This is a genomic window from Streptomyces sp. NPDC006655, from assembly GCF_040703965.1.
Classification (GTDB): domain Bacteria; phylum Actinomycetota; class Actinomycetes; order Streptomycetales; family Streptomycetaceae; genus Streptomyces.
Window position 1 is genome coordinate 154,934 of record NZ_JBEYJU010000003.1, and the last position, 25,514, is coordinate 180,447.

The window sequence follows — 25,514 nt, forward strand, 5'->3', positions numbered from 1 at the left end:
TTACGATCGCGTCCGTGTCGGTACTCCCCTTGGTCTTCACCAGCGGCTGGGCCAGCGGCATCAACGCGTACGCGGTGGTGCTGCTGCTCGGCGTCTTCGGCGCGACCGGCCTGAGCGACGACGTCCCCGGGACGCTCCAGCGCCCCGAGGTGCTGATCGTCGCGGGCGTGCTGTTCCTGTGCGAGGCGGTCGCCGACAAGATCCCGTACGTGGACTCGGTGTGGGACTCGGTGCACACGGTGGTCCGGCCGGTGGCGGGCGCCTGGGTCGGGGCGCTGCTCGCCGGGCACAGCGGCTCGCTCGACGACGTGGTGGCCGGGCTGGTCGGCGGTTCGACGGCGCTGGCCAGCCACACCGTCAAGGCGGGGACGCGGATGGCGGTCAACGCCTCCCCCGAGCCGTTCAGCAACATCGTGCTGAGCCTGGCGGAGGATCTCGGGGTCGGCGCGATCGTGGCGTTCGCGATGTTCCACCCGCTGGCGGCGGCGATCGTCGCGGCGGTGCTGCTGGCCACCGGCCTGACCGTGCTGGTGTTCCTGGTCTCCCGGATCCGGCGGTTCCGGCGGCGCCGCGCCGAGCGCCGGGCGCAGCGGCGGCTCGCCGGGCAGGCGGCCCGGCCACCCGGCTGACGGCCCGGCGGACCGGACTGTCGGTGGGGGTCGATAAAGTCGCGCGCATGGGACGGATTGCGGTGATCGGCGCCGGCATGGGCGCCATGGCGGCGGCCGCCCGGCTGGCCGTCGCGGGCCACCGGGTGACGGTGTACGAGCGCACGGAGACGTACGGCGGTGCGGTGCGCCGGTTCGAGCGCGACGGGTTCGCCTTCGACACCGGCCCCGCCCTGCTGCCGCTGCCCGCCGTGTACCGCGACCTGTTCGTCAAGACCGGCAAGGAGCCGCTGGAGGACTGCGTCGAGCTGGTCCAGGTCGACCCGTCGGCCCGGCACCTCTTCGCGGACGGCACCGTGGTGTCCCTGCCGAACGCGTCCCGCGCGGGGGTCGTCGGCGCCCTCGACGAGGCCCTGGGGTCCGGCGCCGGGCAGCGGTGGGGCGACTTCCTGGTCCGGGCCCGGGAGGCCTGGGACCGCACCCGGCGCCCGCTCCTGGAGGAGCCGCTGTGGCCGAACTGGCAGGTGCTGGCCGAACGCGAGCCGTACCCGTCGGTCCCGCACAAGAAGCTGCTGCGCACCCGCCGGGCGGCCACGCTCGCCGAGATCGGTCACTGGGAGCTGCGCGACGAACGGCTGGCCGCCCTCCTTGGGAGCCATGCCCTCGCGTACGGTCTGGACCCGCGCAGCACTCCGGCGAGCGCCGCCGTGCTGCCGTACCTGGAGCACGCCTTCGGCACCTGGTACGTGCGCGGCGGCATGAGGGAGTTGGCGCGTGCGGTGTACGAGCGGTGCCGCAAGCGGCGGGTGGAGTTCGTCTTCGGCGCCGAGGTCACCGCGGTGCCGGTGAAGGACGGCCGCGCGGCGGGGGTGGAGCTGGCGGACGGACGGGTGGCCGACGCCGACCACGTGGTCGCCGGGGTGGATCCGGCCCGGCTGGCCGCCCTCACCGGTTCGGCGCCGGGCCGTCTCGACGCCGACACGGACGTGCGCGCCGACGCCGGCTCGGTACGCCCGGTCCGTTTCAGCGTGCTGCTCGCGCTCCGGGGCGGGCGTGAGGCCGGTGCCGCGCACCGCACCGTCGTGCACGCGCCTGACGACCAGACCGAGTTGGACCTGCTGGTCGCGCCCGGCGGGGACCGGCCGGTGCGTCCGACCGTGACCGTGCTGCGGCCCGACGACCCGGCGCTCGCACCGGACGGCGACCACGAGTCCGTGGTGCTGTCGGCGGTGCTGTCGGGCGAGGCGGGCTGGGATCGGGAGAGCACGGCCCGGACCTGCACGGACCTCCTCCTCGAAGCCGCCGAGGCCGTCCTGCCGGACCTGCGGGAGCGTCTGCTCTGGCAGGAGACCCGGGCACCGGAACCGGGCTCCAGCGGGATCTCCGCGCCCGCCCTCGCGGCCGGCCGGGGCCGCTTCCTGCACCCGGCCAACACCACCCGGCTGCCGGGCCTGTACCGGGTGGGCGAGTGGGCGCATCCGGGCGGCGGGCTGCCGCACTCCGGTATGTCGGGGGCGCTGGTGGCCGGGCTGATCGTGGAGGGACCGGAGTTCCGCGGCTCCCAGTGAGGGGAGCGCGCCGGGGCCGGGGTCTCAGAAACGGTACTGCTCGTCGTACCCGGTGCCGGGCCGGGCCTGCTGCTGCGCCTGGCCGTCGCCCTGGTAGGGGTACTGCTGCTCCTGCGGGAGTTCCCCGCCGAAGGTCTCGTCGGCACGCTGCTGCGGGACCCAGACACCGCCCGCCGGGGTCTCGCCGTAGCCGCCGGTCCCGTACTGGCCCTGGGCGTAGCCCTGCTGGTCGTACTGCTGGGTGCCGTACGACGCGTCGTACCCGGCGCCGCCGTAGGTCTGGTTGCCGATGTACGGGTCGGAGTAGTTGGCGTACTGCTGCTGGCCGTTCGCGTCGTAGCCGTACTGCTGCTGGCCGTAGCCCGAGTAGTCGTAGGCGTAGTTCTGGTCGGTGCCCTCGGCGGCGTACCCCTGGTCCTGGCCCGCGGTCGCGTAGGCGGCCTGCTGGTCGCCGGTCGCGTTGCCGGAGTCGCCGTAGACGCCGTAGGAGCCGGTGTCGTCGGGCATCGGCTGCGGCTCGTACACCGCCGTGGACTCGGCGGCGGTCGGCTCGGTGGAGCGGGCCGCCGGGGTGAAGACGTCGTCGTAGTCGTCGTCGCCGCGGTAGGCGGGGGTGCTGCCGGTGGCGTAGCCGGCCTGCTGCTCGGCGTAGGCGGCGTCGGCGGCGTCCGGGTCGGTGGCCTCCAGGCCCGGGTTCTCCTCCGGCTCGCCGCGGCGGCGCTTGGTCAGGCCGAGGGTGAGACCCCCGCCGTCACCGTCCGTGTCGGGGCGCTTGACCGCCCAGCCGGCCTCGAAGCCGCGACGGAACGACAGCGTGACATAGGTCTGGCCGACCGCGAAGGCGATCGCGCCCACGCCGATGACGATCACGGACGGGATCAGGACACCGAGGACGACGCCGAGGAAGCCCGCGAAGGCGAGCAGCCGCCAGCGCAGCCGCGCCTTGTACTGCAGCAGTACCTCGCCGAGCAACCACAGTGCGACGACGCCGAACGCTACGTAGAGGACCGTCCAGCCCATGTACGCCCCTCTCCCAGTGACCGCTACGCAGTGTGTCGTACACCGGTGCGGCCGGTCTAGGCCTGCGGGGGATGGTGCAGGCCCAGGTTCTCGTAGATCTCCAGGGTGGCCGTGGAGTTGTTGAGCGTGATGAAGTGCAGTCCGGGCACTCCCTCGGCGAGCAGCCGAGCGCAGAACTCCGTGGCGTATTCGATGCCAATGGAGCGTACCGCCGCCGGATCGTCTTTTGCTGTGAGGATCCGCTCTTTCAGGGCGTCCGGGAAGACCGCGTTGCTGAGTTTGGGCAACCGTTCCAGCATCTTCACACTGGTGACGGGCAGGATTTCCGGAATCACCGGAGTCCGGCAGCCGGCCGCGCCGACCCGGTCGCGGAGTCGAAGGTACGACTCGGGCTGGAAGAACATCTGCGTGATGGCGTAGTCGGCGCCCGCGCGGCACTTGTCGACGAAGTGCCGGACGTCGGTGTCCCAGTCGTCGGAGCGCGGGTGCATCTCGGGGAAGGCGGCGACGCCCACGCAGAAGTCACCCGACTCCTTGATGAGCCGGACGAGTTCGGCCGCGTAGGTCAGCCCCTGCGGGTGCGCCACCCACTGCCCCATCGGGTCGCCGGGCGGGTCGCCGCGCACGGCGAGCATGTTGCGGATCCCGGCGTCCGCGTACTGGCCGATGATGTTGCGCAGCTCGGCCAGCGAGTGGTCGACCGCGGTGAGGTGGGCGACCGGGGTGAGGGTGGTGTCGGCGACGATCTGCTGGGTCTCCTTGACGGTGCCCGCGCGGGTGGACCCGCCGGCGCCGTAGGTCACGGAGACGAAGTCGGGGGCGACCGCCTCGACCCTCCGCAGCGCGCTCCACAGGTTCCGCTCGCCCTTGGGGGTCTTCGGCGCCGAGAACTCGAAGGAGTACGTGGTCTTGCCGGTGGCGAGCATGTCGCGCACGGTGCGTGCGCGGTCAGTCCTGGTGGACGCGGTTCCTAGGGCCATACCCGCAGGTTAGTCAGGGGCGGACGGACACCCAACCACACTCGGGATATTTGCCCGAATTGCCGATCCCGCGTCCGGATACTGGACAGTTTTTCGGACATCATGCCCCGGTGAGGGTCCCGGGGCGGGTCATGCCGACCGGAGGCGCTTGGCGAACTCGGCCGCCGCCGCGCCCGGGTCGTCGGCCGCGGTGAGCGCGCGGACGACCACCACGCGGCGGGCGCCCGCCTCCAGCACCTGGTCGAGGTTGCCCAGGTCGATGCCGCCGATGGCGAACCAGGGGCGCTCGGTGCCCAGGGCCGCGGTGTACCGCACCAGGTCGAGCCCGGGGGCGGGCCGGCCGGGCTTGGTGGGGGTGGGCCAGCAGGGGCCGGTGCAGAAGTAGTCCACGCCGTCCTGGACCGCCGCCGCGGCGGCCTCCGCCTCGGTGTGCGTGGACCGGCCGACGAGGACGTCCTGGCCGAGGATCGCGCGGGCGGCCGCGACCGGCAGGTCGCCCTGGCCGAGATGGAGCACGTCGGCGTCGGCGGCATGGGCCACGTCGGCGCGGTCGTTGACCGCGAGCAGCTTGCCGTGCCGGGCGCAGGCCTCGGCGAGGACGGCGAGGTGCGCCAGTTCCTCGGCGGCCTCCATGCCCTTGTCGCGCAGCTGCACGATGTCGACACCGCCCGCCAGCACCGCGTCCAGGAACTCGGCGAGGTCGCCCTGCTCCTTCCGGGCGTCCGTGCACAGGTAGAGGCGGGCGTCGGCCAGCCGGGCGCGGGCGGTGTCGGTCATCGTCGGGTCCCCCGTGGTGTCGTTGCCGGTTGCCTCAGACGGCGAGCGCCTGGGCGCGACGCTTCACCTCCGTGCCGCGATTCTCGCTGAGCGCCTGCGCGGGGGTGCCGGGCAGGGTCTCGTCGGGGGTGAAGAGCCACTCCAGCATCTCTTCGTCGTTGAAGCCGTCGTCCCGCAGCAGCGTCAGGGTGCCGGCCAGGCCCTTGACGACCTTGTTCCCGTCGATGAAGGCGGCGGGAACGTGCAGTGCCCTGTTCTCACCGCGGCGGACGGCGATGAGCTGGCCCTCCTTGACCAGCTGCCGCACGCGGGTCACCTCGACGTCGAGCATCTCCGCGATGTCGGGGAGGGTGAGCCAGGCGGGGACGAGAGCATCGATGTTTGCGTCAATCTCGGTCACGGGTCCAGGGTAGGCGCTCCGCCAGGTGGGCCGCGATGGGTGGGGCCGGGACAGGTCGCGTTTCGGGTGCGGCGTCGTGGGGGCTGGTCGCGCAGTTCCTCCCCCAGCCTTCGGCCGGGGGTGCCCCCAGCGCCCCTATCGGGGCGCTGCGGTCGCGTTCTTCAAGGGGCGGGACGGGTCGGACAGGGCCTCGGGGTCCATACGGGTGGTCGCCTCGATCAGCCGTCGCCCCTGGGCCAGGTCTCGGGGGCGGCCTACCGCCAGGAGGGCCGCCAGGCGGTCGTCGCGGAGCCAGCAGACGCTCCATGCCGGGCCCGTCGGGTCGCCGCGCCAGATCATCCGGTCGGCGGACGCGTGGTGACCCGCGTACTGGACGAAGCGGCCGAACTGTTCGGACCAGAAGTACGGCACCGGGTCGTAGACGGCGTCGGACTCGCCGAGGATGTTGGCGGCCACCGTGCGCGGCCCCTGGAGGGCGTTGTCCCAGTGATGGATCAGCAGGCGTTCGCCGTAGCGGCCGGACGGGAAGGACGCGCAGTCGCCGACGGCGTAGACGTCCGGCGCGCCGGCGCGCAGACGGTCGTCGGCGACCACGTCGCCGTGGGCACCCAGCTCGATGCCGGAGCCGGCCAGCCAGCCGGTGGCGGGGCGGGCGCCGATGCCGACCACGACGGCGCCCGCGGGGACCCGCGTGCCGTCGTCGAGGACCACCGCACCGGGTTCGACGCGCGCCACGCGCGCGTGCGTGCGCAGTTCGGTGCCGCTGTCGGCGTACCAGGCGGTCATCGGCGCGGCGACGTCGGCGGGCAGGGCTCCCGCGAGCGGCCGGTCGGCGGCCTCCACGACGGTCACCGCGCAGCCGGCGGCACGCGCGGCGGTGGCGAACTCGGCGCCGATCCAGCCCGCACCGACCACCACGATGTCGTGCTGCCGGGCGAGCACCGGCCGCAGCCGCTCGGCGTCGTCCAGGGTGCGCAGCAGGTGGACGCCGGGCACCCCCTCGGTGCCGGGCAGCCTGATCGGCTCGGCGCCGGTCGCGAGCACCAGGACGTCGTACGGCACCGGTCCCGCCTCGGTGTCCAGCTCGTGGTCGGCGGTGCGCACGCCGACCGCCTCGCGGCCCAGCGCCAGCTCGATGCCGAGCGCCTCGAAGTCGACCTCGAAGGCCGAGCCCTCCGCCTTGCCGAGCAGCACGGCCTTGGAGAGCGGCGGCCGGTCGTACGGCTGGTGCGGCTCGGCGCCGATCAGCGTGACCGTGCCCGTGAATCCCCGCTCGCGCAGGGCGACGGCGGTCTGCACCCCGGCCATGCCCGCGCCCACGACGACCACGCGCCGCTCCTGTGACGTGCCCTGTCGCTGCGTCTGCCCGCTCACCTGATCACCATGGACAAGAACGATAGACAACTGACAAAGAGTCAGTCAGGGGGCGTGCCGCGTGACCTGTTGCACAGCGCCCGGCGAGGGCGTCCTTACCGCGCCGGACGACTCGGGCTAGGGTGGCGGACGTACAAGCACACGCGGGAGCCCGGACGCACCGGGCTGAGAGGGAGGCTGGCGGCCTCCGACCGTACGAACCTGATCCGGGTCATGCCGGCGAAGGGAGGGGCTGGACGCCCATGTCCTCACGTACGTCCGACGTCCTCGTCATCGGGGGCGGGATCATCGGCCTGGTCACGGCCTGGCGGGCGGCTCAGCGCGGGCTCGCCACCACCGTGGTCGACCCGGCGCCCGGCGGCGGGGCCGCGCAGGTCGCGGCGGGGATGCTGGCCGCGGTCACCGAGCTGCACCACGGCGAGCAGACCCTGCTGGGGCTCAACCTGGCCTCCGCCCGCCGTTATCCCGGCTTCGCCGCCGAGCTGACCGAGCTGACCGGCCAGGACCTCGGCTACCGGCGCTGCGGCACGCTCGCGGTCGCCCTGGACGCCGACGACCGGGCCCACCTGCGGGAACTGCACGCCCTGCAACGGCAGTCGGGGCTCGACTCGGAGTGGCTGTCCGGGCGGGAGTGCCGACGCCTGGAGCCGATGCTGGCGCCCGGGGTGCGCGGCGGGCTGCGGGTCGACGGCGACCACCAGATCGACCCGCGCCGGCTGGCGGCCGCCCTGGTCACGGCGTGCGAGCGGGCCGGTGTGGCCTTCGACCGCGACTGGGCCGAGCGACTGGACGTCGTACGGGAGCGGGCGGCCGGCGTCGTCACGCGCGCGGGACGGACGCTGGGCGCCGGGCAGGTGGTGCTGGCGGGCGGGAGCCTGAGCGGGCGGCTGGCCGGGGTGCCCGACGACGTGCTGCCGCCGGTGCGGCCCGTGAAGGGGCAGGTGCTGCGGCTGACGGTGCCGCCGCGTCACAGGCCGTTCCTCAGCCGGACCGTGCGGGCCGTGGTGCGCGGCGGCAGTGTCTACCTGGTGCCCAGGGAGAACGGCGAGCTGGTCGTCGGCGCGACCAGCGAGGAGCTGGGCTGGGACACGACCGTCACGGCGGGCGGTGTCTACGAGCTGCTGCGGGACGCCCACGAGCTGGTGCCCGGCCTCACCGAGCTGCCGCTGACCGAGACCCGGGCCGGGCTGCGCCCCGGCTCCCCCGACAACGCGCCGCTGCTCGGTCCGACCCGCCTCGACGGGCTGCTGCTGGCCACCGGGCACTACCGCAACGGGGTGCTGCTCACGCCGGTCACGGGGGACGTGATGGCGGAGCTGCTGGCCGGCGGCGAGCTGCCGGCGGAGGCCCGTCCGTTCACGCCCAGGCGCTTCGGCCCCGTTCTCGACGCACTCGTGGAGCAGACCGCATGAACATCTCCGTCAACGGGGAGCGCCGGGAGATCGCCCCGGGCACCGCTCTCGACACGCTCGTGAAGTCCCTGACGGCCGCGCCGTCCGGGGTGGCCGCGGCCGTCAACGAGACCGTCGTACCGCGTGCGCAGTGGCCGGCGACGGGTCTCGCCGAGGGCGACCGGGTGGAAGTCCTGACCGCCGTGCAGGGAGGCTGAGCGCCGTGGCCGACGATCCTTTCGTGCTGGGGGGTACGACCTTCTCCTCCCGGTTGATCATGGGTACCGGGGGTGCGCCCAGCCTGGAGGTGCTGGAGCGGGCGCTCGTCGCGTCCGGGACGGAGCTGACCACGGTCGCGATGCGGCGGGTGGACCCGGGGGTACGGGGTTCCGTGCTGTCGGTGCTCGAACGGCTGGGGATCGGGGTGCTGCCGAACACGGCGGGGTGCTTCACCGCCGGGGAGGCGGTGCTGACCGCCCGGCTGGCGCGGGAGGCGCTGGGGACCTCGCTGGTGAAACTGGAGGTCATCGCCGACGAGCGGACGCTGCTGCCGGATCCGGTGGAGCTGCTGGACGCGGCGGAGACGCTGGTGGACGACGGGTTCACGGTGCTGCCGTACACCAACGACGATCCGGTGCTGGCGCGGAAACTGGAGGACGTGGGGTGCGCGGCGGTGATGCCGCTGGGGTCGCCGATCGGGTCGGGGCTCGGGATCCGCAACCCGCACAACTTCCAGCTGATCGTGGAGCACGCGCGCGTGCCGGTGATCCTGGACGCGGGGGCCGGTACGGCGTCGGACGTGGCGGCGGCGATGGAGCTGGGGTGCGCGGGGGTGATGCTGGCGTCGGCCGTGACGCGGGCGCGGGATCCCGAGCGGATGGCGCTGGCCATGCGGGCCGGGGTGGAGGCGGGGCGGCTGGCCCGGCTGGCGGGGCGCATTCCCCGGCGCTACTTCGCGGAGGCGTCCTCTCCCGCGGAGGGCATGGCGGTGCTCGATCCGGAGCGCCCCGCGTTCTGACCCCGGCGGTGCTCTCCCACCCACGCACCACCCGAAACCGTGCGTTGACAGGCAGAACTCTCCCGTGGGGGCGAACCGCCGTCGACGGCTTCAGGGAAGTGGGGCGCGGGAGGGGACCCTCCGTGTGGGGGGCCTGGTGTCGGGGGTGGGCTCGGGTCAGGGCTCGGTCAGTTCGTTGTTCGCGCGGGTTGTGATCAGGGTCAGGACGCGGGCCGCCGTTGCCAGGTCCTGCTCCGGGATGCCGGCGTACAGGCGGGCGGCGATCTTCGCGCTCTCGGCGGAGGTGCGCTCGTACAGGTCCCGGCCGGTGGACGTGACGTGGAGCCGGGACTCGTGCGCCTCCAGCAGCTCCGCGGCCGTCAGCTCCTCGATCACGCCGTGCACGGTCGCCTCGTCGGTCTTCAGCGCGCCGGTGACCTCGGCGACGAGCCCGTCACGGTCGACGGAGGCACCGGCGACCACGGCGGCCCGGAGTGTGACGCTCTGGTGGAACGTGATGCCGTAGCGGGTCAACACGCCCTCCAGGAGGGCTCGCGGGGCGTGGTGCGCCAACGCGATGACACGGGCGTTCAGGGCAGGTGCGGTGGTGGTGGTCATGACTGCTCCTTCTCGTTCTCGGTGTGCGGATCAAGAGGTGCGTCGAGCAGGGTCACGAGGTCGTGGGTGAGCCGGCGGGCGTGCGGGCCGTGCTGTCCCCCGAGCGGCTCCAGCATCTGGTCCAGCAGGCCCTGGACCACCGTGATCGCCCGCCGGGTGACATCGCACCCCTGCTCGGTGAGCGTCAGCTGCATGGCCCGCGGGTCGCCGGGGTCGCGGGTGCGGGCGAGGAGTCCGGCGGCCTCCAGGGCGCGGGCGAGCTTCGATACGTACAGCGGTTCCAGCCCGGTGTGGTCCGCGAGGCGGCGCTGGCTGGGCCGCTCCCCGGTGCGTCCCATGCCGTACAGGGACGCCAGCAACGCGTACTGGGCGTGGGTCAGGCCCAGCGGCGCGACCGCCCGGTCGACGGCCACCCGCCACTTCATCGACAGGCGCCAGACCAGGAACCCGGCCGTGGCGCCTTCAGCTGCCTCGCTCATGACAGATACAGTACATGGATACTATATACATGGCTACTATTTTGGGTGGCGAGCGTCACAGCTCCGCTGCAGTCCGCCGGGGAAAGCGGTCTCACCAGTGGGGCGATCGGTGCGGGCTCGTACACTCGCGGGGTGGATACGACCCTTCAGGACCCCCTTGTCGGGCAGGTGCTCGACGGCCGCTATCGCGTCGACGCGCGGATCGCCGTCGGCGGGATGGCCACGGTCTACCGGGCCCTGGACGTCCGGCTGGACCGCGTGCTCGCGCTGAAAGTGATGCACCCGGCCCTCGCCGCCGACGGGTCGTTCGTGGAGCGGTTCATCCGGGAGGCCAAGTCGGTCGCCCGGCTGGCCCACCCGAACGTGGTCCAGGTCTTCGACCAGGGCACCGACGGCACGTACGTCTACCTCGCGATGGAGTACATCGCCGGCTGCACCCTGCGGGACGTGCTGCGCGAGCGCGGCGCCCTGCAACCGCGGGCCGCGCTGGACATCCTGGAGCCGGTGCTCGCCGCGCTGGGCGCCGCGCACCGGGCCGGGTTCGTGCACCGGGACATGAAGCCCGAGAACGTGCTGATAGGGGACGACGGCCGGGTCAAGGTCGCCGACTTCGGACTGGTCCGCTCCGTGGGCTCGGTCACCAGCACGACGGGGGCCGTCCTCGGGACCGTCGCCTACCTCGCGCCCGAGCAGGTCGAGCACGGGTCCGCCGATCCGCGCGTCGACGTGTACGCGTGCGGTGTGGTGCTCTACGAGATGCTCACCGGGGAGAAGCCGCACGACGGGGACTCGCCCGCGGTCGTCCTCTACAAGCACCTCCACGAGGACGTGCCGCGGCCGTCCGCCGCCGTACCGGGTCTCGCGCCCGAGCTGGACGAGCTGACCGCCCTCGGCACCGCCCGCGATCCCGCGGCCCGGCCGTACGACGCGGTCGCGCTGCTGGCGGTGGTGCTGGAGGCGCGGGCCGCGCTCACCGACGCGCAGCTGGACGCCGTGCCCCCGCAGGCGCTGGCGGCCGGACACGACATCGCCGAGGACCGGACCAGTGTCATACCCCGGTCGCTCACGGTGCCCCGTCCGCTGCCGGTCGCCGAGGACGACGACGGCGTGCTGCGGACCAGCCGGTTCGAGGCGGAGCCGGTGCCCGAGCGGCGGCGCGGGGGCCGTCGCCCACGGCGCGGACCGGTCGCGCTGGTCGTCGCCGTCCTGCTCGTCCTCGGTGTCGGCACCGGCGTCTGGTACATCAACTCCGGGCAGTTCACCAGGGTGCCGCCGCTGCTGTCGAAGACCGAGGCGCAGGCCACCGCCCGGCTGAAGGGGGCGGGGCTCGACGTCAAGGCGGTCGAGCACGCCTACAGCGACACGGTGCGGCGGGGCGCGGTGATCAGCACCGACCCGGCGGCCGGCGAGCGGATCCGCAGCAACGACGCGGTGACGCTCACGATCTCCGACGGTCCCGAGACCGTGACCGTGCCGGACGTGCAGGGCCGGACGCCGGCCCGGGCCAGGGCGCTGCTGAAGGCCGACGGGCTGGCGGCGGGCATGGTGACACGGGAGTTCAGCGACAGCGTGCCCAAGGGGACGGTGATCAGTACGGACCCGGGGGCCGGGAGCAAGCGGCACGCCGGGACGGCGATCGCGCTCGTCGTCAGCAAGGGCTCGCCGGTCGACGTGCCGGACGTCACGGGCGACGACCTGGACGAGGCCCGCCAGGAGCTCCAGCAGGCCGGGCTGAAGGTCACGGTCTCCGCGACCGAGGTCAACTCCGAGTACGACCAGGGCCAGGTCGCCAGGCAGACCCCGGCGGGCGACGCCCGGCTCGCGGAGGGCGACACGGTCACGCTGACGCTGTCCAAGGGCCCGGAGACGGTCGAGGTGCCGAACGTGGTCGGGGCCACGGTGGACGACGCGGAGAAGCTGCTGGAGCAGTCCGGCTTCCAGGTCAAGGAGGACCGCGGGCTGCTCGGGCTGTTCGGGAACACGGTGAAGAAGCAGTCGGTGGACGCCGGGGAGCAGGCGCCCAAGGGGTCGACGATCACGATCACCATCCGATGACCGGGGGTCCCCGGCCGGCGTGACACCCTGGACGGGTGAAGAGCCAGCAGTCCCGTCCCGCCGAGAACCCGCCGTCCGGCCCCGCCCGCAACCCCGTGGGCGGCCACGTGCCCGTCGCCGGCGGCCTGCACTCCGTGGGGCTGTCCTACGCCCGTGAGCTGCGGGCCGAGACCGTGCAGGTCTTCGTCGCCAACCCGCGCGGCTGGGCCACCCCGGCGGGCAGCCCCCGGCAGGACGAGGCGTTCCGCGCGGCCTGTGCCGAGGGCTCGATCCCGGCGTACGTGCACGCCCCCTACCTGATCAACTTCGGCTCGGGCACCGAGGCGACCGTGGAGAGGTCGGTGGAGTCGCTGCGGCACTCGCTGCGGCGCGGCCGGGAGATCGGGGCGCTCGGGGTCGTCGTGCACACCGGCAGCGCGACCGGCGGGCGGGCCCGGGAGGTGGCGCTGAAGCAGGTGCGGACGCACCTGCTCCCGCTCCTCGACGAACTCACCGAGGACGACGACCCGTGCCTGCTCCTGGAGTCCACCGCCGGGCAGGGCGCGTCGCTCTGTTCCCGGACCGGGGACTTCGGACCGTACTTCGAGGCGCTGGACGCCCATCCGAAGCTGGGCGTCTGCCTGGACACCTGCCACGTCTTCGCCGCCGGGCACGACCTGACCGGGCCGAACGGGATGCACCGGACGCTGGACCTGCTGGTGGACACCGTCGGCGCAGGGCGGCTGAAACTGATCCATGCCAACGACTCCAAGGACGTCGTCGGCGCGCACAAGGACCGGCACGAGAACATCGGGGCCGGGCACATCGGCGAGGATCCGTTCCGCGCGCTGATGACCCATCCGGCGACCGCGGGCGTCCCACTGATCATCGAGACGCCCGGTGGCAAGGAGGGGCACGCGGCCGACGTGGAACGCCTCAAGCGGCTCCGCGACGGCTGACGTCCGCCGACCGGGGCTCAGCCCGCCGCCAGCGGCACCGCCGCCAGCAGCAGGCCCGCGCCCAGCAGCGCCATCGAGCCGCGCAGCCAGCGGTACTTCGCCGAGAGGATCACGCTGACGTCCTGGAACTGGGTGAGCAGCCAGCCGACCCGGTCCGCCCCGGCCTCGGCGGCGGCGCGGCGCAGCGCCTCCCGGTCGACGCCGCCCAGCGCGTCGGCGTAGAAGGTCGGCCCGGGCGCGGAGCGGACCGTGCGGGTGCGCGGCACGATCACCGCGAGCAGCAGCAGGGTGCCGGCCGCCCAGAGCGCCCCGCCCGCCGCGAGGAGGGCGACGGCGATGCCGGAGGCACCGGCCGGCGCCCCTCTGCCGAGCACCAGCGCCGGTACCGCGACGGCTCCCGAGAGCAGGACGGACGCCTTCACGTCCGCCCTGCCGAGGTCCTCGCGCACGGTCAGCAGCAGCCGTTCGGCGACGTAGTGCGCGGCGGCGCCCGCGGGGTCGGCGGGGCCCGCGGAGACGGCGGCGTCGGCGGAGACAGCGGCGTCGGCGGAGACGTCGGCGTCGGCGTCGGCGGTGGAGCCCGCGGAGACGTCGGCGTCGGCGGAGACAGCGGCGTCGGCAGAGACGTCGGCGTCGGCGGAGACAGCGGCGTCGGCAGAGACGTCGGCGTCGGCGGTGGGGCCCGCGGAGACGTCGGCGTCGGCGGAGACAGCGGGGCCTGCGAGGACGTCGGGGTCGGCGGGGTCGGCGGGGCCTGCGGAGACGGCGGGGTTCATCGGCGGGCCTCGGGGCTGGAGTCGTCCTCCACCCCCGTCCCCTCACCCGGGACGGCGTCCGTCGGGGAAACCGGCGGGACCGGCGGGACTGGCGGGGGCGCGTCGGCGGGGAGCAGCGGCGGCGCGGGCGGCATCGGCGGTATCGGCAGGGAGGTCGGGGCCTGCGGGAGCCCCTGCGGGAAGACGCCGGTGGAGACCGTACGGCTGTACTCGATGAGAGCCTGCACCTGGTCGTCGATCTGGTGGCGCTGCACCACTCCCTGGTTGATCAGGTTGGTCAGGTAGTCCAGGGCGCCCTTGCGCTGTTCGCGGGCCTGCTGCTGGAGCACGCCGAGGATCTCGTGGGCGCGGCTCGGGTCCGCGGCCAGCATGTGGGCGTACTGGACGGTCTCGCCCGCGCTGATCAGCTTCTGCGCGTCGTCGATGTTGGCGGCGATCCGCGCCTTGTTGACGGTGTCGATGGCCTCCTGGACCATGCCGCCCTTCTCCACCGCGACCATCTGGGCCTGGTGGTCGGCGGCCGCCTGGCCGAGGTCGATGCGGACGAACACCTGGGTGGCGAGGCCGAGTTCGGTACCGAAGTCGCTCCACCGGCCGCTGGCCAGCTCGTCCTGGATGGCCTCGTCGACCTGCTGGGCCGAGTCCAGGCTGTAGCGGCGGCTGAGCCCGCGCAGCCGGGCCTCCAGCGAGGGCCTGAGCATCCGCTCCACGTCGACCACGCGCTTCTCCGCGGCGAGGTAGAAGTCGTGCACCTCCCAGTTGACGTCCGCGCCCGCCCGGAACCGGGACCGGTCGCCGTACGTCGGCAGTTCCAGCTGGAAGGAGACCTGGTGCTGGCCCCGGGCGATCCAGCACACCGAGGTGGGCTTGCCCATCAGCGGCTTGTTGACGTGCTCGGCGCCGCGGACGGTGATGACGCTGTACCCGCCGTTCTTGTAGTAGAGCACCGAGGCGACCTGGCTGTTGCGGTGCCGGTAGGCGGCCTGCGGGGCGAACTCGCGGACGAAGGGGCCTCTGAGGTCGTGCGGAAGGACGAACTCCTGGTCCTGCGGGGGCCATTGGTTGTACGTCATGATGTGCTCGCTCCCTGGACCGCCCCCCACAGGCGGCGGACCTGCTGTTCGTTCAGTGGTTGGTCGGGGTCTTCGGTGAGTTCCTTGATGAGGGCCAGCAGCCGGTTGCGGTCGTCGTGGCTGTGCACGAGCAGCGGCAGGAACCGCTCCAGCCGGTCGGCCCAGGGCTGGTCGGCCGAGCCGCGCAGCCAGTCGGTCACGGTCTCGACGGCCGCCTCGTAGGACCGTGGGGTCCGCAGGGCCGTCCAGAGCAGCCCGGCGAGTTCCGGGGCGAGGGCGGGCCGTACCTCGGCCAGGGCGAGCATCAGCGGCCAGTCGCCGTGGCCCTCCAGGTCCTCGTGCAGGTTCCAGAGGTCGCTGGCGGGCAGGCCGGCCAGGTAGACCGTGGTCTGCAGGCCGAGGTCCTGCTGGGGCCTGCGGGGGTCGGAGAGCCAGGCCCGGATCCGGCGCAGGGTCTGGCCGTCGGGGTGGGCGCCGGCGAAGTGGGCGACCTGGACCGCCGCGGCGGAGCGCAGCTTGCCCTCGTCGCGGACGCCGATGCCGCCGAGCAGGTCGAGGGAGTCGCGGACGCTGTCGGTGGCCCGGCCCCGGCCGAGTACCGCGCCCGCGGTCCAGCGCAGCTCGTCGTCTCCGTACCGGGCCCAGGAGCCGACCAGGGCGCGGATGGCGGTGCCGACCTCCGGTGAGCCGAGGGCCACGTCGAGGACGGTCGCGGCGAACAGCCGGCGCGGGGCCCGCTCGGACCGGGCCATCGGCGTGACGAGTTCGTGCACGGTGTGGGAGAGGTCGAGGCGGCACAGATGGCCGGCGGCGACGGCGGCCCGGACCCAGACCTGGGGCCGGGTGTCCTCGCAGAGTCCGGCCAGCCAGCGCAGTACGGGTCCGCGGGCGTTGTGCCGGTGCTGCCACAGGTGGCCGAGGACGGCGGGGGCGAGGGCCTCGCCGGCGAACCGCACGGTGCGCACCGGCACCTCCTCGGTGCCGACCTCCTCCGTGCCGAGTTCGGCGACCGCGCGGGCGGAGACGAGGCGGGCGTCGACGCCGTCGCTGAACAGCGGGCGCCCGGGGGTGGCCTCGGGGTCGACGGTGACGGCCAGTTCCCAGGCGAGCACCTCGGCGGCCTCGGCGACGGCGCTGAGCGACGCCCCGTCGAGGACGGCGACGGCGATCCGGTAGGCCGCGTCCCGCAGCCGCTCCGGGGTCTCGGAGCGGATGCCGCCCGCGAACCATTCGGCGGCCTGGTTCTCGGCGAACCTCCGGCATTCGGCGAGGAGTTCGTCGTGGCTGAGCTTGCCCTGGGTGTGCCGGGCCAGCAGGGTGGCGAAGCGGGCCGCCTCCGCGGGCCGCAGGTCGTTCAGTCCCCGCGCGGCCAGGACGTCGGGGTCGAGCGCCGTCGCGCGGGCGCGCTCGTAGTCGGGTCCCGGGCCGTCGAGTTCGAGGGCGAGGTGGCCTTCGAGCACGGCGGTCTGGGCGGCCGGGGTGTGGGAGCGGTAGTAGCGGGCTCCGCGGGCGAGCACGTCACCCGGTTCGGGGGTGGCGAGCAGGACCGCGTAGGCGTCGTTGCGGCCGAGCAGTTGGCAGAGCCGGTCCAGGCCGGTCTCGTCGGGCAGCGCGGTGCCGGGTTCCAGCGCGTAGCCGTGGCCGCCGCGGATCTGGTCGTCGTCGAGCTTGTCCAGGTCGGTGCGCGGGTCGAGCCGGGAGACCTGGCCGCCGGTCAGCCTGTCGAGGAGGGACAGCGCGGTGTAGGCGCGGCCGGTGCCGGGCTGGCCGAACAGCACCAGGAGCCGTCCGGTGCCCAGTTGGTCGAGGTGGTCGTCGTAGTCCGGGGGCTGCGTGAAGACCTGGCGGAGCCGGAGCAGTTGGTCCTCCGGCAGGGGGCCCGCGAGCACGCGCTCCGTCGTCTGCCGGCCGTAGAAGTTCATGGTGCCGACGGAGCCGGAGCTGACCAGGGTGCCGGATCCGTACTGGCTCACGGTCGAGCGGTAGACGCGGGAGGCGGCGGCCGCGGCCCCGGGGAGCGCCTCCTCGCCGAGCGGGTCGGCGGCCGAGCCGCCGATGACGTCGGCCTTCTCCGGCTCGGGTGCGCCGGCGGGCTCGGCGCCCTGCGGCTTGTCCGGTTCGGGCTTCTGCTGCGGCTGTTGCTGCTGGGGCTTCGGGGAGCCCGGGGGCGGCTGGGGGCCCTGTGCGTTCACCGGCCACCGCCGTCGGAGAAGTTGATGGTGTCGATGGTGCCGCCGACCACGATCCGCCCGGTCCCGTGCTGATGGATGTTCTCCACGACCCGATCCCCGACGGCAGCGCCGTGCGCGGACGCCGGAGAACCGGCGGAGGACGGGGCGTCGGTGGGGTGGGGTGGCTGGGGGGCCGGTGGGGTGTGTGCCGCCGGGGGGTGGTCCTGGGCCGGGTCGGGGGGTTCGGACCGGCCGGGGACCATGAACCAGGCGGTGGTGCGGCCCTCCTTGAGGGCCACGTCGTGCCGGCGGTAGTGCCCGGGGTCCACCCAGCGCCCGCCGGGCAGGATGAAGTCCTCGTGCACCCGGTCGGACGCGGCCACCACCAGGGGCGCCCCGTCCGCCGCCTTGAGGATCGCCTTCGTGACGGTGCAGTCGGCCAGCCGGCAGGCCAGGTCGACGGCGCGCCCGGAGCGCCCGTGGGCGTCGGCCGTGACCCGCCCGATGTGCAGGCCGACGCGCAGCCGCAGCGGCTTCCTGAGGTGCTGGTTGGTCTCCCGCAGGTTCTGGTGGAGGTGTTCGATCCACTCCCCCACCACCCGGACGGGCGGTACGTCGGGCGTCAGCACACCGAGGATGCCGTCACCGCGGTCCTCCTGGTAGAGCCGCGGCGGGCGGATGCCGGCCCGTTCGAACGCGGTGCCCGTGACGTCGTAGAGTCTGCGCCGCATCTCGGGTTTCTCGGTGTCGGACAGCAGGCCCGAACCCTGTGCGTCCACGTTGACGATGAAGCCGTACGCGGCTTCCCCCTCCATCGCTTTCTCCTCCCTGCCGTCCCGCCGGGCTCCCGGCCGCCTGGCTGCGATGGTCGCGGAGCCGGCCGGTCGCCGCTGTAGCCGTTTACACAGCACGGGACTCGGTGTTCTCAGGTCTCGTGCGGTTGTCCGGCGGCGAGCAGGCGGAGCGGGTCCAGGTCGGCCACGGCCAGGGTGCCGGGGCCGGTGCGGACCAGACCTTGCTCCCGTAACAGGCGCAGCGCCTTGGCGACGGCCTCGCGGGTGGAGCCCACGGACGCGGCCAGTTCGTGCTGCGCGAGGGGCAGCCGTATGGTCACGGCCTCGCCCTCCTGGCGGCCGGCCCGGTCGGCGAGTTCGACCAGGCGCTCGGCGAGCCGTTGCAGCACGGTCATGGAGGCCAGCGCCCGGCGCTCGTGGTCCGCGCTGCGCAGCCGCTCGGTGAGCTGGATCGTCATCAGCGCGTTGGCGCCCGGCCGGGCGGCCAGGAACCGGCGGAACCGCTCTCCCGGTACGACCAGACCGGTCACCTCGCCGAGGGTGCTGACCGAGGCGCTGCGCGGACGGCCGTCCAGCGCGGCCATGTCGCCGACGACCTCACCGGCCCTCCTGAGGGCCAGGATCAGCCGGCCGCCGCGCTCCGTCGGCGTCCACACCGTGCACCAGCCGCTGAGCAGCACCACCGCGAACGTGGTGCGGTCGCCCTCCGAGACGACCGTGTCGTACGGCGCGTACTCGTGCCGGGTGCCCAGGCCCGCCAGTGCCTCCCGGTCCCCCGGACCGAGACCCCCCATGAAGGTATGCCGCTCTCCGAACAGCCCCACCGTCGTCCCCCGACCGCTCGCCCCCGAAAACGGATCACAAGCGGAACCCCATGGGCCCCTCGGATCCGTGTCCGCCCGGCGCGTCTCCCGCCAGGCAAGGATCTCAGCGTAGCGCTCTGGGCACCGTATGTGTCCGCTGTTACCGGAACGAGCCCGAACCCTTCACGGCAACGGCAGAACCGGGGTCAGACCACGGGGCCGTCTCCCGGTTCCTCCTGGTAGGAGTAGCGCTGTTCCTTCCAGGGGTCGCCGATGTTGTGGTAGCCGCGCTCCTCCCAGAAGCCGCGGCGGTCGGCGGTCATGTACTCGATGCCGCGGACCCACTTGGGGCCCTTCCAGGCGTACAGCTGGGGCACGACCAGGCGCACCGGGAAGCCGTGCTCGGCGGTGAGGAGTTCACCGTCCTTGTGGGTGGCGAAGATGGTGCGCTCGGCGGCGAAGTCCGCGAGGCGCAGGTTGGAGCTGAAGCCGTACTCCGCCCAGACCATCACGTGGGTGACGTCGGGGGCGGGCGGCGCGAGCTCCAGGACGGTCCGCGCCTGGACACCGCCCCACTCCGCGCCGAGCATGCTGAACTTCGTCACGCAGTGCAGGTCGGCGACGACGGTGGTGTACGGCAGGGCCGTGAACCGCTCGTGGTCCCAGGTGTGCGCGTCCCCGTCGGCGGTGGCGCCGAAGACCCTGAACTCCCAGCGCTCGGGCCGGAACTTGGGCACCGGGCCGTAGTGGGTGACGGGCCAGCCGCGCTGGAGCCGCTGCCCCGGCGGAAGCCCGGACCCTGCGGCTTCTCTGGACGCGCGCCCCACCGGATGACCCATGCCTTCCATCCTGACAGACCACGGGCGGTGCACCGGACCAGGCGAACCGGCCGAGGAGCCTTCAAAGGCACCAATCCATGCCAAGAACGGACTTACCCGCTAAGTACGCACTTACTGGACGATCTTCCGCGTCGGTGCAATCATGCGCCGCAAACGTCCCCGTCCGTCCGGTACGGAACCCATGCGGAAGGAGCCTCTGCGATGCAGGGCGACCCCGAGGTCATCGAATTCCTCAACGAGCAGCTCACCGGCGAGCTCACCGCGATCAACCAGTACTTCCTGCACGCGAAGATGCAGGAGAACTTCGGCTGGTACAAGCTCGCGAAGTACACCCGGCACGAGTCGTTCGACGAGATGAAGCACGCCGAGGTGCTCACCGACCGGATCCTGTTCCTGGAGGGGCTGCCCAACTACCAGCGACTGTTCCACGTCCGCGTGGGGCAGACCGTGAAGGAGATGTTCGAGGCGGACCGGCAGATCGAGGTGGAGGCGATCGACCGGCTCAAGCGCGGGATCAAGGTGATGCGCGAGAAGGGCGACATCACGTCCGCGAACATCTTCGAGGACATCCTCGCCGACGAGGAGCACCACATCGACTACCTCGACACCCAGCTGGAACTGCTGGAGAAGCTCGGCGAGGCGCTCTACATCGCCCAGCTGATCGAGCAGCCCGAGAGCAGCTGACTAGGCCGCCTCGTCCAGCCCCGTGAGGGCCGGGCGGCCCTGGTCGGCGAGGTCTCGGCGGGGGCAGGCGCCGCGGCCGAGGATCGACTGGATCCGGCGTACGCACGATCCGCAGTCGGTGCCCGCCTTGCAGGCGGAGGCTATCTGGCGGGGGGTGCAGGCGCCGTCCGCCGCGTGCTGCTTGACCTGGGCCTCGGTGATGCCGAAGCAGCTGCAGACGTACACGCGGTTCCACCTCCCAGGGGGACGGTTCTTCCTACTGCCACCCCGCTTTCCGGTGAGGCAAACCTAACCTTACCCATCGCCGGAGGGCCGCAAAAGTGCGAGGGGCGCGGATCCTGTGTGATCCGCGCCCCAGAGCAGTCGCTCAGCACCTTTACTGGTCCCGGTACATCTCCGCGACCAGGAACGCCAGGTCGAGGGACTGGCTGCGGTTCAGCCGCGGGTCGCAGGCCGTCTCGTAGCGCTGGTGCAGGTCGTCGACGAAGATCTCGTCGCCGCCGCCCACGCACTCGGTGACGTCGTCACCGGTCAGCTCGACGTGGATGCCGCCCGGGTGGGTGCCGAGGGTCTTGTGCACCTCGAAGAAGCCCTTGACCTCGTCGAGCACGTCGTCGAAGCGACGGGTCTTGTGACCCGAGGCCGCCTCGAAGGTGTTGCCGTGCATCGGGTCGGTCACCCAGGCCACCGTGGCCCCCGACGCGGTGACCTTCTCGACCAGCTCGGGGAGCTTGTCGCGGACCTTGTCCGCGCCCATCCGGACGATGAAGGTCAGCCGGCCCGGCTCGCGGTCCGGGTCGAGACGGTCGATGTACCGCAGCGCGTCCTCGGCCGTCGTGGTCGGGCCGAGCTTGATGCCGATCGGGTTGCGGATCTTCGAGGCGAACTCGATGTGCGCGCCGTCCAGCTGCCGGGTGCGCTCGCCGATCCACACCATGTGCCCGGAGACGTCGTACAGCTTGCCGGTGCGGGAGTCGACCCTGGTCAGGGCGGACTCGTAGTCCAGCAGCAGCGCCTCGTGCGAGGAGAAGAACTCGACGGTCCTGAACTCCTCCGGGTCGGTGCCGCAGGCCCGCATGAAGTTCAGCGCGTTGTCGATCTCGCGGGCGAGCTGCTCGTAGCGCTGGCCCGACGGGGAGGACTTCACGAAGTCCTGGTTCCAGGCGTGGACCTGGCGCAGGTCCGCGTAACCGCCGGTGGTGAAGGCACGCACCAGGTTCAGCGTCGAGGCGGACGCGTGGTACATCCGCTTCAGCCGCTCGGGGTCCGGGATCCGCGAGGCCTCGTCGAAGTCGAAGCCGTTGACGGAGTCGCCGCGGTAGGTCGGCAGCGTCACGCCGTCGCGGGTCTCGGTCGGCTTGGACCGCGGCTTGGAGTACTGGCCGGCGATCCGGCCCACCTTCACCACGGGCACGGACGCCGCGTACGTCAGCACGGCACCCATCTGGAGGAGCGTCTTCAGCTTGTTGCGGATGTGGTCGGCCGACACCGCGTCGAAGGCCTCGGCGCAGTCGCCGCCCTGAAGGAGGAACGCCTCGCCCTTGGCGACGGCCGCCATCCGGGCGCGCAGCTGGTCGCACTCGCCCGCGAAGACGAGCGGCGGATACGACTCCAGCTCCGCAACGACTGCGCGCAGAGCCTCGGGGTCGGGGTACTCGGGCTGCTGCGCCGCGGGCAGGTCTCGCCAGGTGTTGCCAGCGCTCGCGCTGGTCTTAGCGTTCACGGTCACCTCGTAAACATTACGGGGTCGTGTCGCCATATTTTCCTCCGGCTCGACTGGTGAGACACGACGATTGTCCTGTGGACAGGGCGGGTGGTGGGGTAGGGTTTTCCGCATGTTCGCGCACTCGACCCAGAACTGGTGGTGGACCGCTTCTCCGGCGGCCCACTGACTGCGCGTACGCAAGACTTCGCGAAGGCCGCCCGAGGGGCGGCCTTCGGTGTTTCCGGGGTCGTTCCTCTCCCACCTGCCAGAGGACCGCAGAGGAACACCATGGACCTGACCCAGTTGCTCCACGACGACCGCCCCTTCGCCCTGCTCCGCCGCCGCACCCCCGGCCTCGACGAGGACACGGTGGAGGTCATGGTCGGGCCGGTCACCGCCCGGGAACGGCTCGCCGACCTGCCGGAGGAGGGCCTCGCCCTGGTGCCGTTCCGGCAGATCCGCGAGCGGGGCTTCGACGTGCGGGACGACGGGACGCCGCTGCTCGTGCTCACCCCCGAGCGGGTGGGCCGGGTGCCGCTGGCCGAGGCCCTCGCCGTCCTGCCCGCCCACGACGTACGCGTGGAGCGCGGCGGCTTCGACGTCGACGACGACGCGTACGCCGGGATCGTGGGCCGGGTGCTGCGCGAGGAGATCGGCCGGGGCGAGGGCGCGAACTTCGTGATCCGCCGGACCTACCAGGGGGAGATCCCGGGCTTCGGGCGCGCCGACGCGCTGGCCCTGTTCCGGCGGCTGCTGGCGGGCGAGCGGGGCGCGTACTGGACGTTCGTCGTGCACACCGGGGACCGGACGCTGGTCGGGGCCAGCCCCGAGGTGCACGTGCGGACGTCCGGCGGCACGGTGGTCATGAACCCGATCAGCGGCACGTACCGCTATCCCGCCGAGGGCCCCACCCCCGAGCACCTCCTCGGCTTCCTCGCCGACGGCAAGGAGATCGAGGAGCTGTCGATGGTCGTCGACGAGGAGCTGAAGATGATGTGCACCGTCGGCGACATGGGCGGTGTCGTCGTCGGTCCCCGGCTCAAGGAGATGGCGCACCTCGCGCACACCGAGTACGAGCTGCGCGGGAAGTCCTCGCTGGACGTGCGGGAGATCCTCAAGGAGACCATGTTCGCGGCGACCGTGACGGGGTCACCGGTGCAGAACGCCTGCCGGGTGATCGAACGGCACGAGGTGGGCGGGCGCGGCTACTACGCGGGCGCCCTGGCGCTGCTCGGCCGGGACTCCGGGGGCGCCCAGACCCTGGACTCCCCCATCCTCATCCGCACCGCCGACATCGACGCGCGCGGGCACCTGCGGGTCCCCGTCGGCGCCACGCTGGTGCGCGGCTCGGACCCGGCGGGCGAGGTCGCCGAGACCCACGCCAAGGCGGCGGGGGTGCTGGCCGCGCTGGGGGTACGACCGGCACGGCCGCGGGGCGAGGAGCGGCGCCCCCGGCTGGCGGAAGACCCCCGGGTGCGGGCCGCGCTGGACGGGCGGCGGGCGTCGCTCGCCCCGTTCTGGCTGCGGATGCAGGAGCGGACCGGGGAGCTGACCGGGCACGCGCTGGTGGTGGACGGGGAGGACACGTTCACGGCGATGCTCGCGCACCTGCTGCGCTCGGGCGGGCTCGACGTGACCGTACGGCGCTACGACGAGCCGGGGCTGCGGGCGGCCGTGCTCGCGCACGCGGGTCCCGTCGTGCTGGGCCCGGGTCCCGGTGACCCGTCCGACCTGGCCGATCCGAAGATGCGGTTCCTGCGGGAGCTGACGGCGTCGGTGGTGGGCGAGCACCGGCACGGGGTGCTGGGCGTCTGCCTCGGGCACGAGCTGATCGCGGCGGAGCTGGGGCTGGAGATCGTCCGCAAGGAGGTCCCCCACCAGGGGGCGCAGACCACCGTTGACCTGTTCGGGCGCACGGAGACCGTCGGCTTCTACAACAGCTTCACGGCCCGCTGCGACGAGGACACCGCCCGTGAACTGGCGGCGCACGGGGTGGAGGTGAGCCGGGCGGCGAACGGCGAGGTGCACGCCCTGCGCGCGGCCCGCTTCGCGTCGGTCCAGTTCCACCCGGAGTCGGTTCTGACGCTGAACGGCCGGGCGATCGTGGCCGAACTGCTGAGCGGCTCGCTCCTCCGTCAACCGTGATTGGGCAGCTTGGGCAGACGTTGCCATAAATGCGCTGCGGCCGCCCCGGCCACGGGGATGGCCCTTGCCCACCGGCGAACCCGGGCCCCCGCAGCGTCTGCTCCCTGCGCCTGCGGGGATACGCCGGGTTGTGGGCGCAATCCTGCCCACAACCCGGCACCGGTTCAGCCGAAGAACACCCCGGCCTCCTCGTACAGCTTCGGGTCGACGGTCTTCAGCTTGGCCGTGGCCTCCGCGATCGGCACCCGGACGATGTCGGTGCCGCGCAGCGCGACCATCTTGCCGAAGTCGCCGTCGCGGACGGCGTCGATGGCGTGCAGGCCGAAGCGGGTGGCCAGCCAGCGGTCGAAGGCGCTGGGCGTGCCGCCGCGCTGGATGTGCCCGAGGACGGTGGTCCTGGCCTCCTTGCCGGTGCGCTTCTCGATCTCCTTGGCCAGCCACTCGCCGACCCCGGAGAGCCGGACGTGCCCGAAGGAGTCCAGGGACTCGTCCTTGAGGACGACGTCGCCGTCCTTGGGCACGGCGCCCTCGGCGACGACCACGATCGGGGCGTAGGAGGCCTTGAAGCGGGAGGTGATCCAGGCGCACACCTGGTCCAGGTCGAAGCGCTGCTCCGGGATGAGGATGACGTTGGCGCCGCCGGCGAGGCCGGAGTGCAGGGCGATCCAGCCGGCGTGCCGGCCCATCACCTCGCAGACCAGGACCCGCATGTGGGACTCGGCGGTGGTGTGCAACCGGTCGATGGCCTCCGTCGCGATGCCGACGGCGGTGTCGAAGCCGAAGGTGTAGTCGGTGGCGGACAGGTCGTTGTCGATGGTCTTCGGGACACCGACGACGGGCACGCCGTACTCGTCGGTGAGGCGCGCGGCGACGCCCAGGGTGTCCTCGCCGCCGATCGCGATGAGCGCGTCGACCTCCAGCTTGGCGAGGTTCTCCTTGATCCGGCGGATGCCGTTCTCCTGCTTGAGCGGATTGGTGCGCGAGGAGCCGAGGATGGTGCCGCCGCGGGGCAGGATGCCGCGCACGGCGGGGATGTCGAGACGGACGGTGTCGCCTTCTAGGGGTCCGCGCCAGCCGTCCCGGAAGCCGACGAAGTCGTAGCCGTACTCCTGCACGCCCTTGCGGACGACGCCCCGGATGACGGCGTTGAGCCCGGGGCAGTCGCCGCCTCCGGTCAGTACTCCGACCCGCATGGAAATGTCCCTTCGCCGCGGTTGCCTGGTGGGGCTCACGCTAGTGGTGATCCAGGTCACACAGGGATGGGCGGGAAGGGCAATTCCGGTGAATCCGTGGGCGGTTGGTTTACTTGCCGTCAAGCG

26 protein-coding genes and 1 riboswitch are annotated in these 25,514 nt (G+C 72.8%); of the genes, 10 read left to right on the plus strand and 16 right to left on the minus strand.

The window, feature by feature from the left end; genetic code table 11:
• Window positions 1-14: 14 nt before the first annotated feature.
• A complete protein-coding gene (locus tag AB0958_RS02805) occupies window positions 15-629 on the plus strand; it encodes a DUF4126 domain-containing protein (protein WP_366888485.1) in 615 nt (204 codons plus the stop codon).
• 47 nt (window positions 630-676) lie between these two features.
• Window positions 677-2,176: an NAD(P)/FAD-dependent oxidoreductase gene (locus AB0958_RS02810; RefSeq protein ID WP_366888486.1), complete on the plus strand. Its 1,500-nt coding sequence runs from the start codon at window positions 677-679 to the stop codon at window positions 2,174-2,176.
• A gap of 24 nt (window positions 2,177-2,200) precedes the next feature.
• On the opposite strand, the gene AB0958_RS02815 is transcribed toward AB0958_RS02810, so the two are convergent.
• The 5 genes from AB0958_RS02815 to AB0958_RS02835 all read right to left on the minus strand — a co-directional run bounded on the left by AB0958_RS02815 (window position 2,201) and on the right by AB0958_RS02835 (window position 6,727).
• Complete coding sequence (locus tag AB0958_RS02815) at window positions 2,201-3,196, minus strand: hypothetical protein (protein ID WP_366888488.1); 996 nt, start codon at window positions 3,194-3,196, stop codon at window positions 2,201-2,203.
• Window positions 3,197-3,252: 56 nt separating this feature from the next.
• Window positions 3,253-4,176, minus strand: a complete 924-nt coding sequence (gene metF, locus AB0958_RS02820) for a methylenetetrahydrofolate reductase [NAD(P)H] (RefSeq protein ID WP_366888489.1) — start codon at window positions 4,174-4,176, stop codon at window positions 3,253-3,255.
• A 129-nt stretch (window positions 4,177-4,305) separates the two neighbouring features.
• The gene (gene thiE, locus AB0958_RS02825; protein WP_366888490.1) at window positions 4,306-4,953 is read right to left on the minus strand and encodes a thiamine phosphate synthase; all 648 of its coding nucleotides are present in this window, start codon (window positions 4,951-4,953) and stop codon (window positions 4,306-4,308) included.
• Between the two features lie 34 nt (window positions 4,954-4,987).
• The gene (locus tag AB0958_RS02830) at window positions 4,988-5,353 is read right to left on the minus strand and encodes an Rv2175c family DNA-binding protein (protein WP_132886287.1); all 366 of its coding nucleotides are present in this window, start codon (window positions 5,351-5,353) and stop codon (window positions 4,988-4,990) included.
• 135 nt (window positions 5,354-5,488) lie between these two features.
• Window positions 5,489-6,727 carry an FAD-dependent oxidoreductase gene (locus tag AB0958_RS02835; protein ID WP_366888491.1) on the minus strand — a complete coding sequence of 413 codons (1,239 nt, stop codon included), beginning with the start codon at window positions 6,725-6,727 and terminating at the stop codon, window positions 5,489-5,491.
• A 133-nt stretch (window positions 6,728-6,860) separates the two neighbouring features.
• Window positions 6,861-6,972: riboswitch (TPP riboswitch) on the plus strand.
• Here AB0958_RS02835 and thiO point away from each other — a divergent pair.
• The 3 genes from thiO (at window position 6,970) to AB0958_RS02850 (ending at window position 9,136) form a co-directional block, all read left to right on the plus strand.
• Window positions 6,970-8,139: a glycine oxidase ThiO gene (gene thiO / locus AB0958_RS02840; protein WP_366888492.1), complete on the plus strand. Its 1,170-nt coding sequence runs from the start codon at window positions 6,970-6,972 to the stop codon at window positions 8,137-8,139. (Overlaps the previous riboswitch by 3 nt.)
• Window positions 8,136-8,336, plus strand: a complete 201-nt coding sequence (gene thiS / locus AB0958_RS02845; RefSeq protein ID WP_132886289.1) for a sulfur carrier protein ThiS — start codon at window positions 8,136-8,138, stop codon at window positions 8,334-8,336. Before thiO ends, thiS begins: the two co-directional genes overlap by 4 nt.
• Window positions 8,337-8,341: 5 nt before the next feature.
• The gene (locus AB0958_RS02850; RefSeq protein WP_366888493.1) at window positions 8,342-9,136 is read left to right on the plus strand and encodes a thiazole synthase; all 795 of its coding nucleotides are present in this window, start codon (window positions 8,342-8,344) and stop codon (window positions 9,134-9,136) included.
• A 156-nt stretch (window positions 9,137-9,292) separates the two neighbouring features.
• On the opposite strand, the gene AB0958_RS02855 is transcribed toward AB0958_RS02850, so the two are convergent.
• Window positions 9,293-9,733 carry a MarR family transcriptional regulator gene (locus AB0958_RS02855; protein WP_366888494.1) on the minus strand — a complete coding sequence of 147 codons (441 nt, stop codon included), beginning with the start codon at window positions 9,731-9,733 and terminating at the stop codon, window positions 9,293-9,295.
• Entirely contained in the window at window positions 9,730-10,212 is a 483-nt protein-coding gene (locus tag AB0958_RS02860; RefSeq protein WP_366888495.1) for a MarR family transcriptional regulator, read from the minus strand. The genes AB0958_RS02855 and AB0958_RS02860 overlap by 4 nt, the downstream gene beginning before the upstream one ends.
• A 132-nt stretch (window positions 10,213-10,344) precedes the next feature.
• Between AB0958_RS02860 and pknB the strand changes: the two genes are divergently transcribed.
• Window positions 10,345-12,267 carry a Stk1 family PASTA domain-containing Ser/Thr kinase gene (gene pknB / locus AB0958_RS02865; protein ID WP_366888496.1) on the plus strand — a complete coding sequence of 641 codons (1,923 nt, stop codon included), beginning with the start codon at window positions 10,345-10,347 and terminating at the stop codon, window positions 12,265-12,267.
• Window positions 12,268-12,302: 35 nt separating this feature from the next.
• Entirely contained in the window at window positions 12,303-13,205 is a 903-nt protein-coding gene (locus AB0958_RS02870; protein ID WP_366888497.1) for a deoxyribonuclease IV, read from the plus strand.
• Between the two features lie 17 nt (window positions 13,206-13,222).
• Here AB0958_RS02870 and AB0958_RS02875 read toward each other — a convergent pair whose 3' ends face one another.
• From AB0958_RS02875 to AB0958_RS02900, 6 genes are all read right to left on the minus strand, one after another.
• Window positions 13,223-13,981: a Pycsar system effector family protein gene (locus AB0958_RS02875; RefSeq protein WP_366888498.1), complete on the minus strand. Its 759-nt coding sequence runs from the start codon at window positions 13,979-13,981 to the stop codon at window positions 13,223-13,225.
• Window positions 13,978-15,054 carry a hypothetical protein gene (locus AB0958_RS02880; protein ID WP_366888499.1) on the minus strand — a complete coding sequence of 359 codons (1,077 nt, stop codon included), beginning with the start codon at window positions 15,052-15,054 and terminating at the stop codon, window positions 13,978-13,980. The genes AB0958_RS02875 and AB0958_RS02880 overlap by 4 nt, the downstream gene beginning before the upstream one ends.
• Entirely contained in the window at window positions 15,051-17,246 is a 2,196-nt protein-coding gene (locus tag AB0958_RS02885) for a hypothetical protein (RefSeq protein ID WP_366888500.1), read from the minus strand. The genes AB0958_RS02880 and AB0958_RS02885 overlap by 4 nt, the downstream gene beginning before the upstream one ends.
• Window positions 17,243-18,040, minus strand: coding sequence for a hypothetical protein (locus AB0958_RS02890; protein WP_366888501.1), 798 nt, complete (start codon window positions 18,038-18,040; stop codon window positions 17,243-17,245). The genes AB0958_RS02885 and AB0958_RS02890 overlap by 4 nt, the downstream gene beginning before the upstream one ends.
• 110 nt (window positions 18,041-18,150) lie before the next feature.
• Entirely contained in the window at window positions 18,151-18,813 is a 663-nt protein-coding gene (locus AB0958_RS02895) for a Crp/Fnr family transcriptional regulator (protein WP_366888502.1), read from the minus strand.
• A gap of 215 nt (window positions 18,814-19,028) precedes the next feature.
• Entirely contained in the window at window positions 19,029-19,661 is a 633-nt protein-coding gene (locus AB0958_RS02900; protein ID WP_366888503.1) for a sulfite oxidase-like oxidoreductase, read from the minus strand.
• Between the two features lie 201 nt (window positions 19,662-19,862).
• Here AB0958_RS02900 and bfr point away from each other — a divergent pair, with 201 nt between their 5' ends.
• Window positions 19,863-20,345, plus strand: a complete 483-nt coding sequence (gene bfr / locus AB0958_RS02905) for a bacterioferritin (RefSeq protein WP_366888504.1) — start codon at window positions 19,863-19,865, stop codon at window positions 20,343-20,345.
• On the opposite strand, the gene AB0958_RS02910 is transcribed toward bfr, so the two are convergent.
• Complete coding sequence (locus AB0958_RS02910; protein WP_366888505.1) at window positions 20,346-20,570, minus strand: (2Fe-2S)-binding protein; 225 nt, start codon at window positions 20,568-20,570, stop codon at window positions 20,346-20,348.
• A gap of 151 nt (window positions 20,571-20,721) precedes the next feature.
• Window positions 20,722-22,074, minus strand: coding sequence for a class II 3-deoxy-7-phosphoheptulonate synthase (locus AB0958_RS02915; protein WP_366888507.1), 1,353 nt, complete (start codon window positions 22,072-22,074; stop codon window positions 20,722-20,724).
• A gap of 106 nt (window positions 22,075-22,180) precedes the next feature.
• On the opposite strand from AB0958_RS02915, the gene AB0958_RS02920 reads away from it, so the two are divergent.
• Together AB0958_RS02920 and AB0958_RS02925 are read left to right on the plus strand one after the other, a co-directional pair.
• Window positions 22,181-22,237: a trp operon leader peptide gene (locus tag AB0958_RS02920; protein WP_071659820.1), complete on the plus strand. Its 57-nt coding sequence runs from the start codon at window positions 22,181-22,183 to the stop codon at window positions 22,235-22,237.
• 101 nt (window positions 22,238-22,338) lie between these two features.
• Window positions 22,339-24,195, plus strand: a complete 1,857-nt coding sequence (locus tag AB0958_RS02925) for an anthranilate synthase family protein (RefSeq protein ID WP_366888508.1) — start codon at window positions 22,339-22,341, stop codon at window positions 24,193-24,195.
• A gap of 164 nt (window positions 24,196-24,359) precedes the next feature.
• On the opposite strand, the gene AB0958_RS02930 is transcribed toward AB0958_RS02925, so the two are convergent.
• A complete protein-coding gene (locus AB0958_RS02930; protein ID WP_366888509.1) occupies window positions 24,360-25,388 on the minus strand; it encodes a 6-phosphofructokinase in 1,029 nt (342 codons plus the stop codon).
• Between the last annotated feature and the right edge of the window lie 126 nt (window positions 25,389-25,514).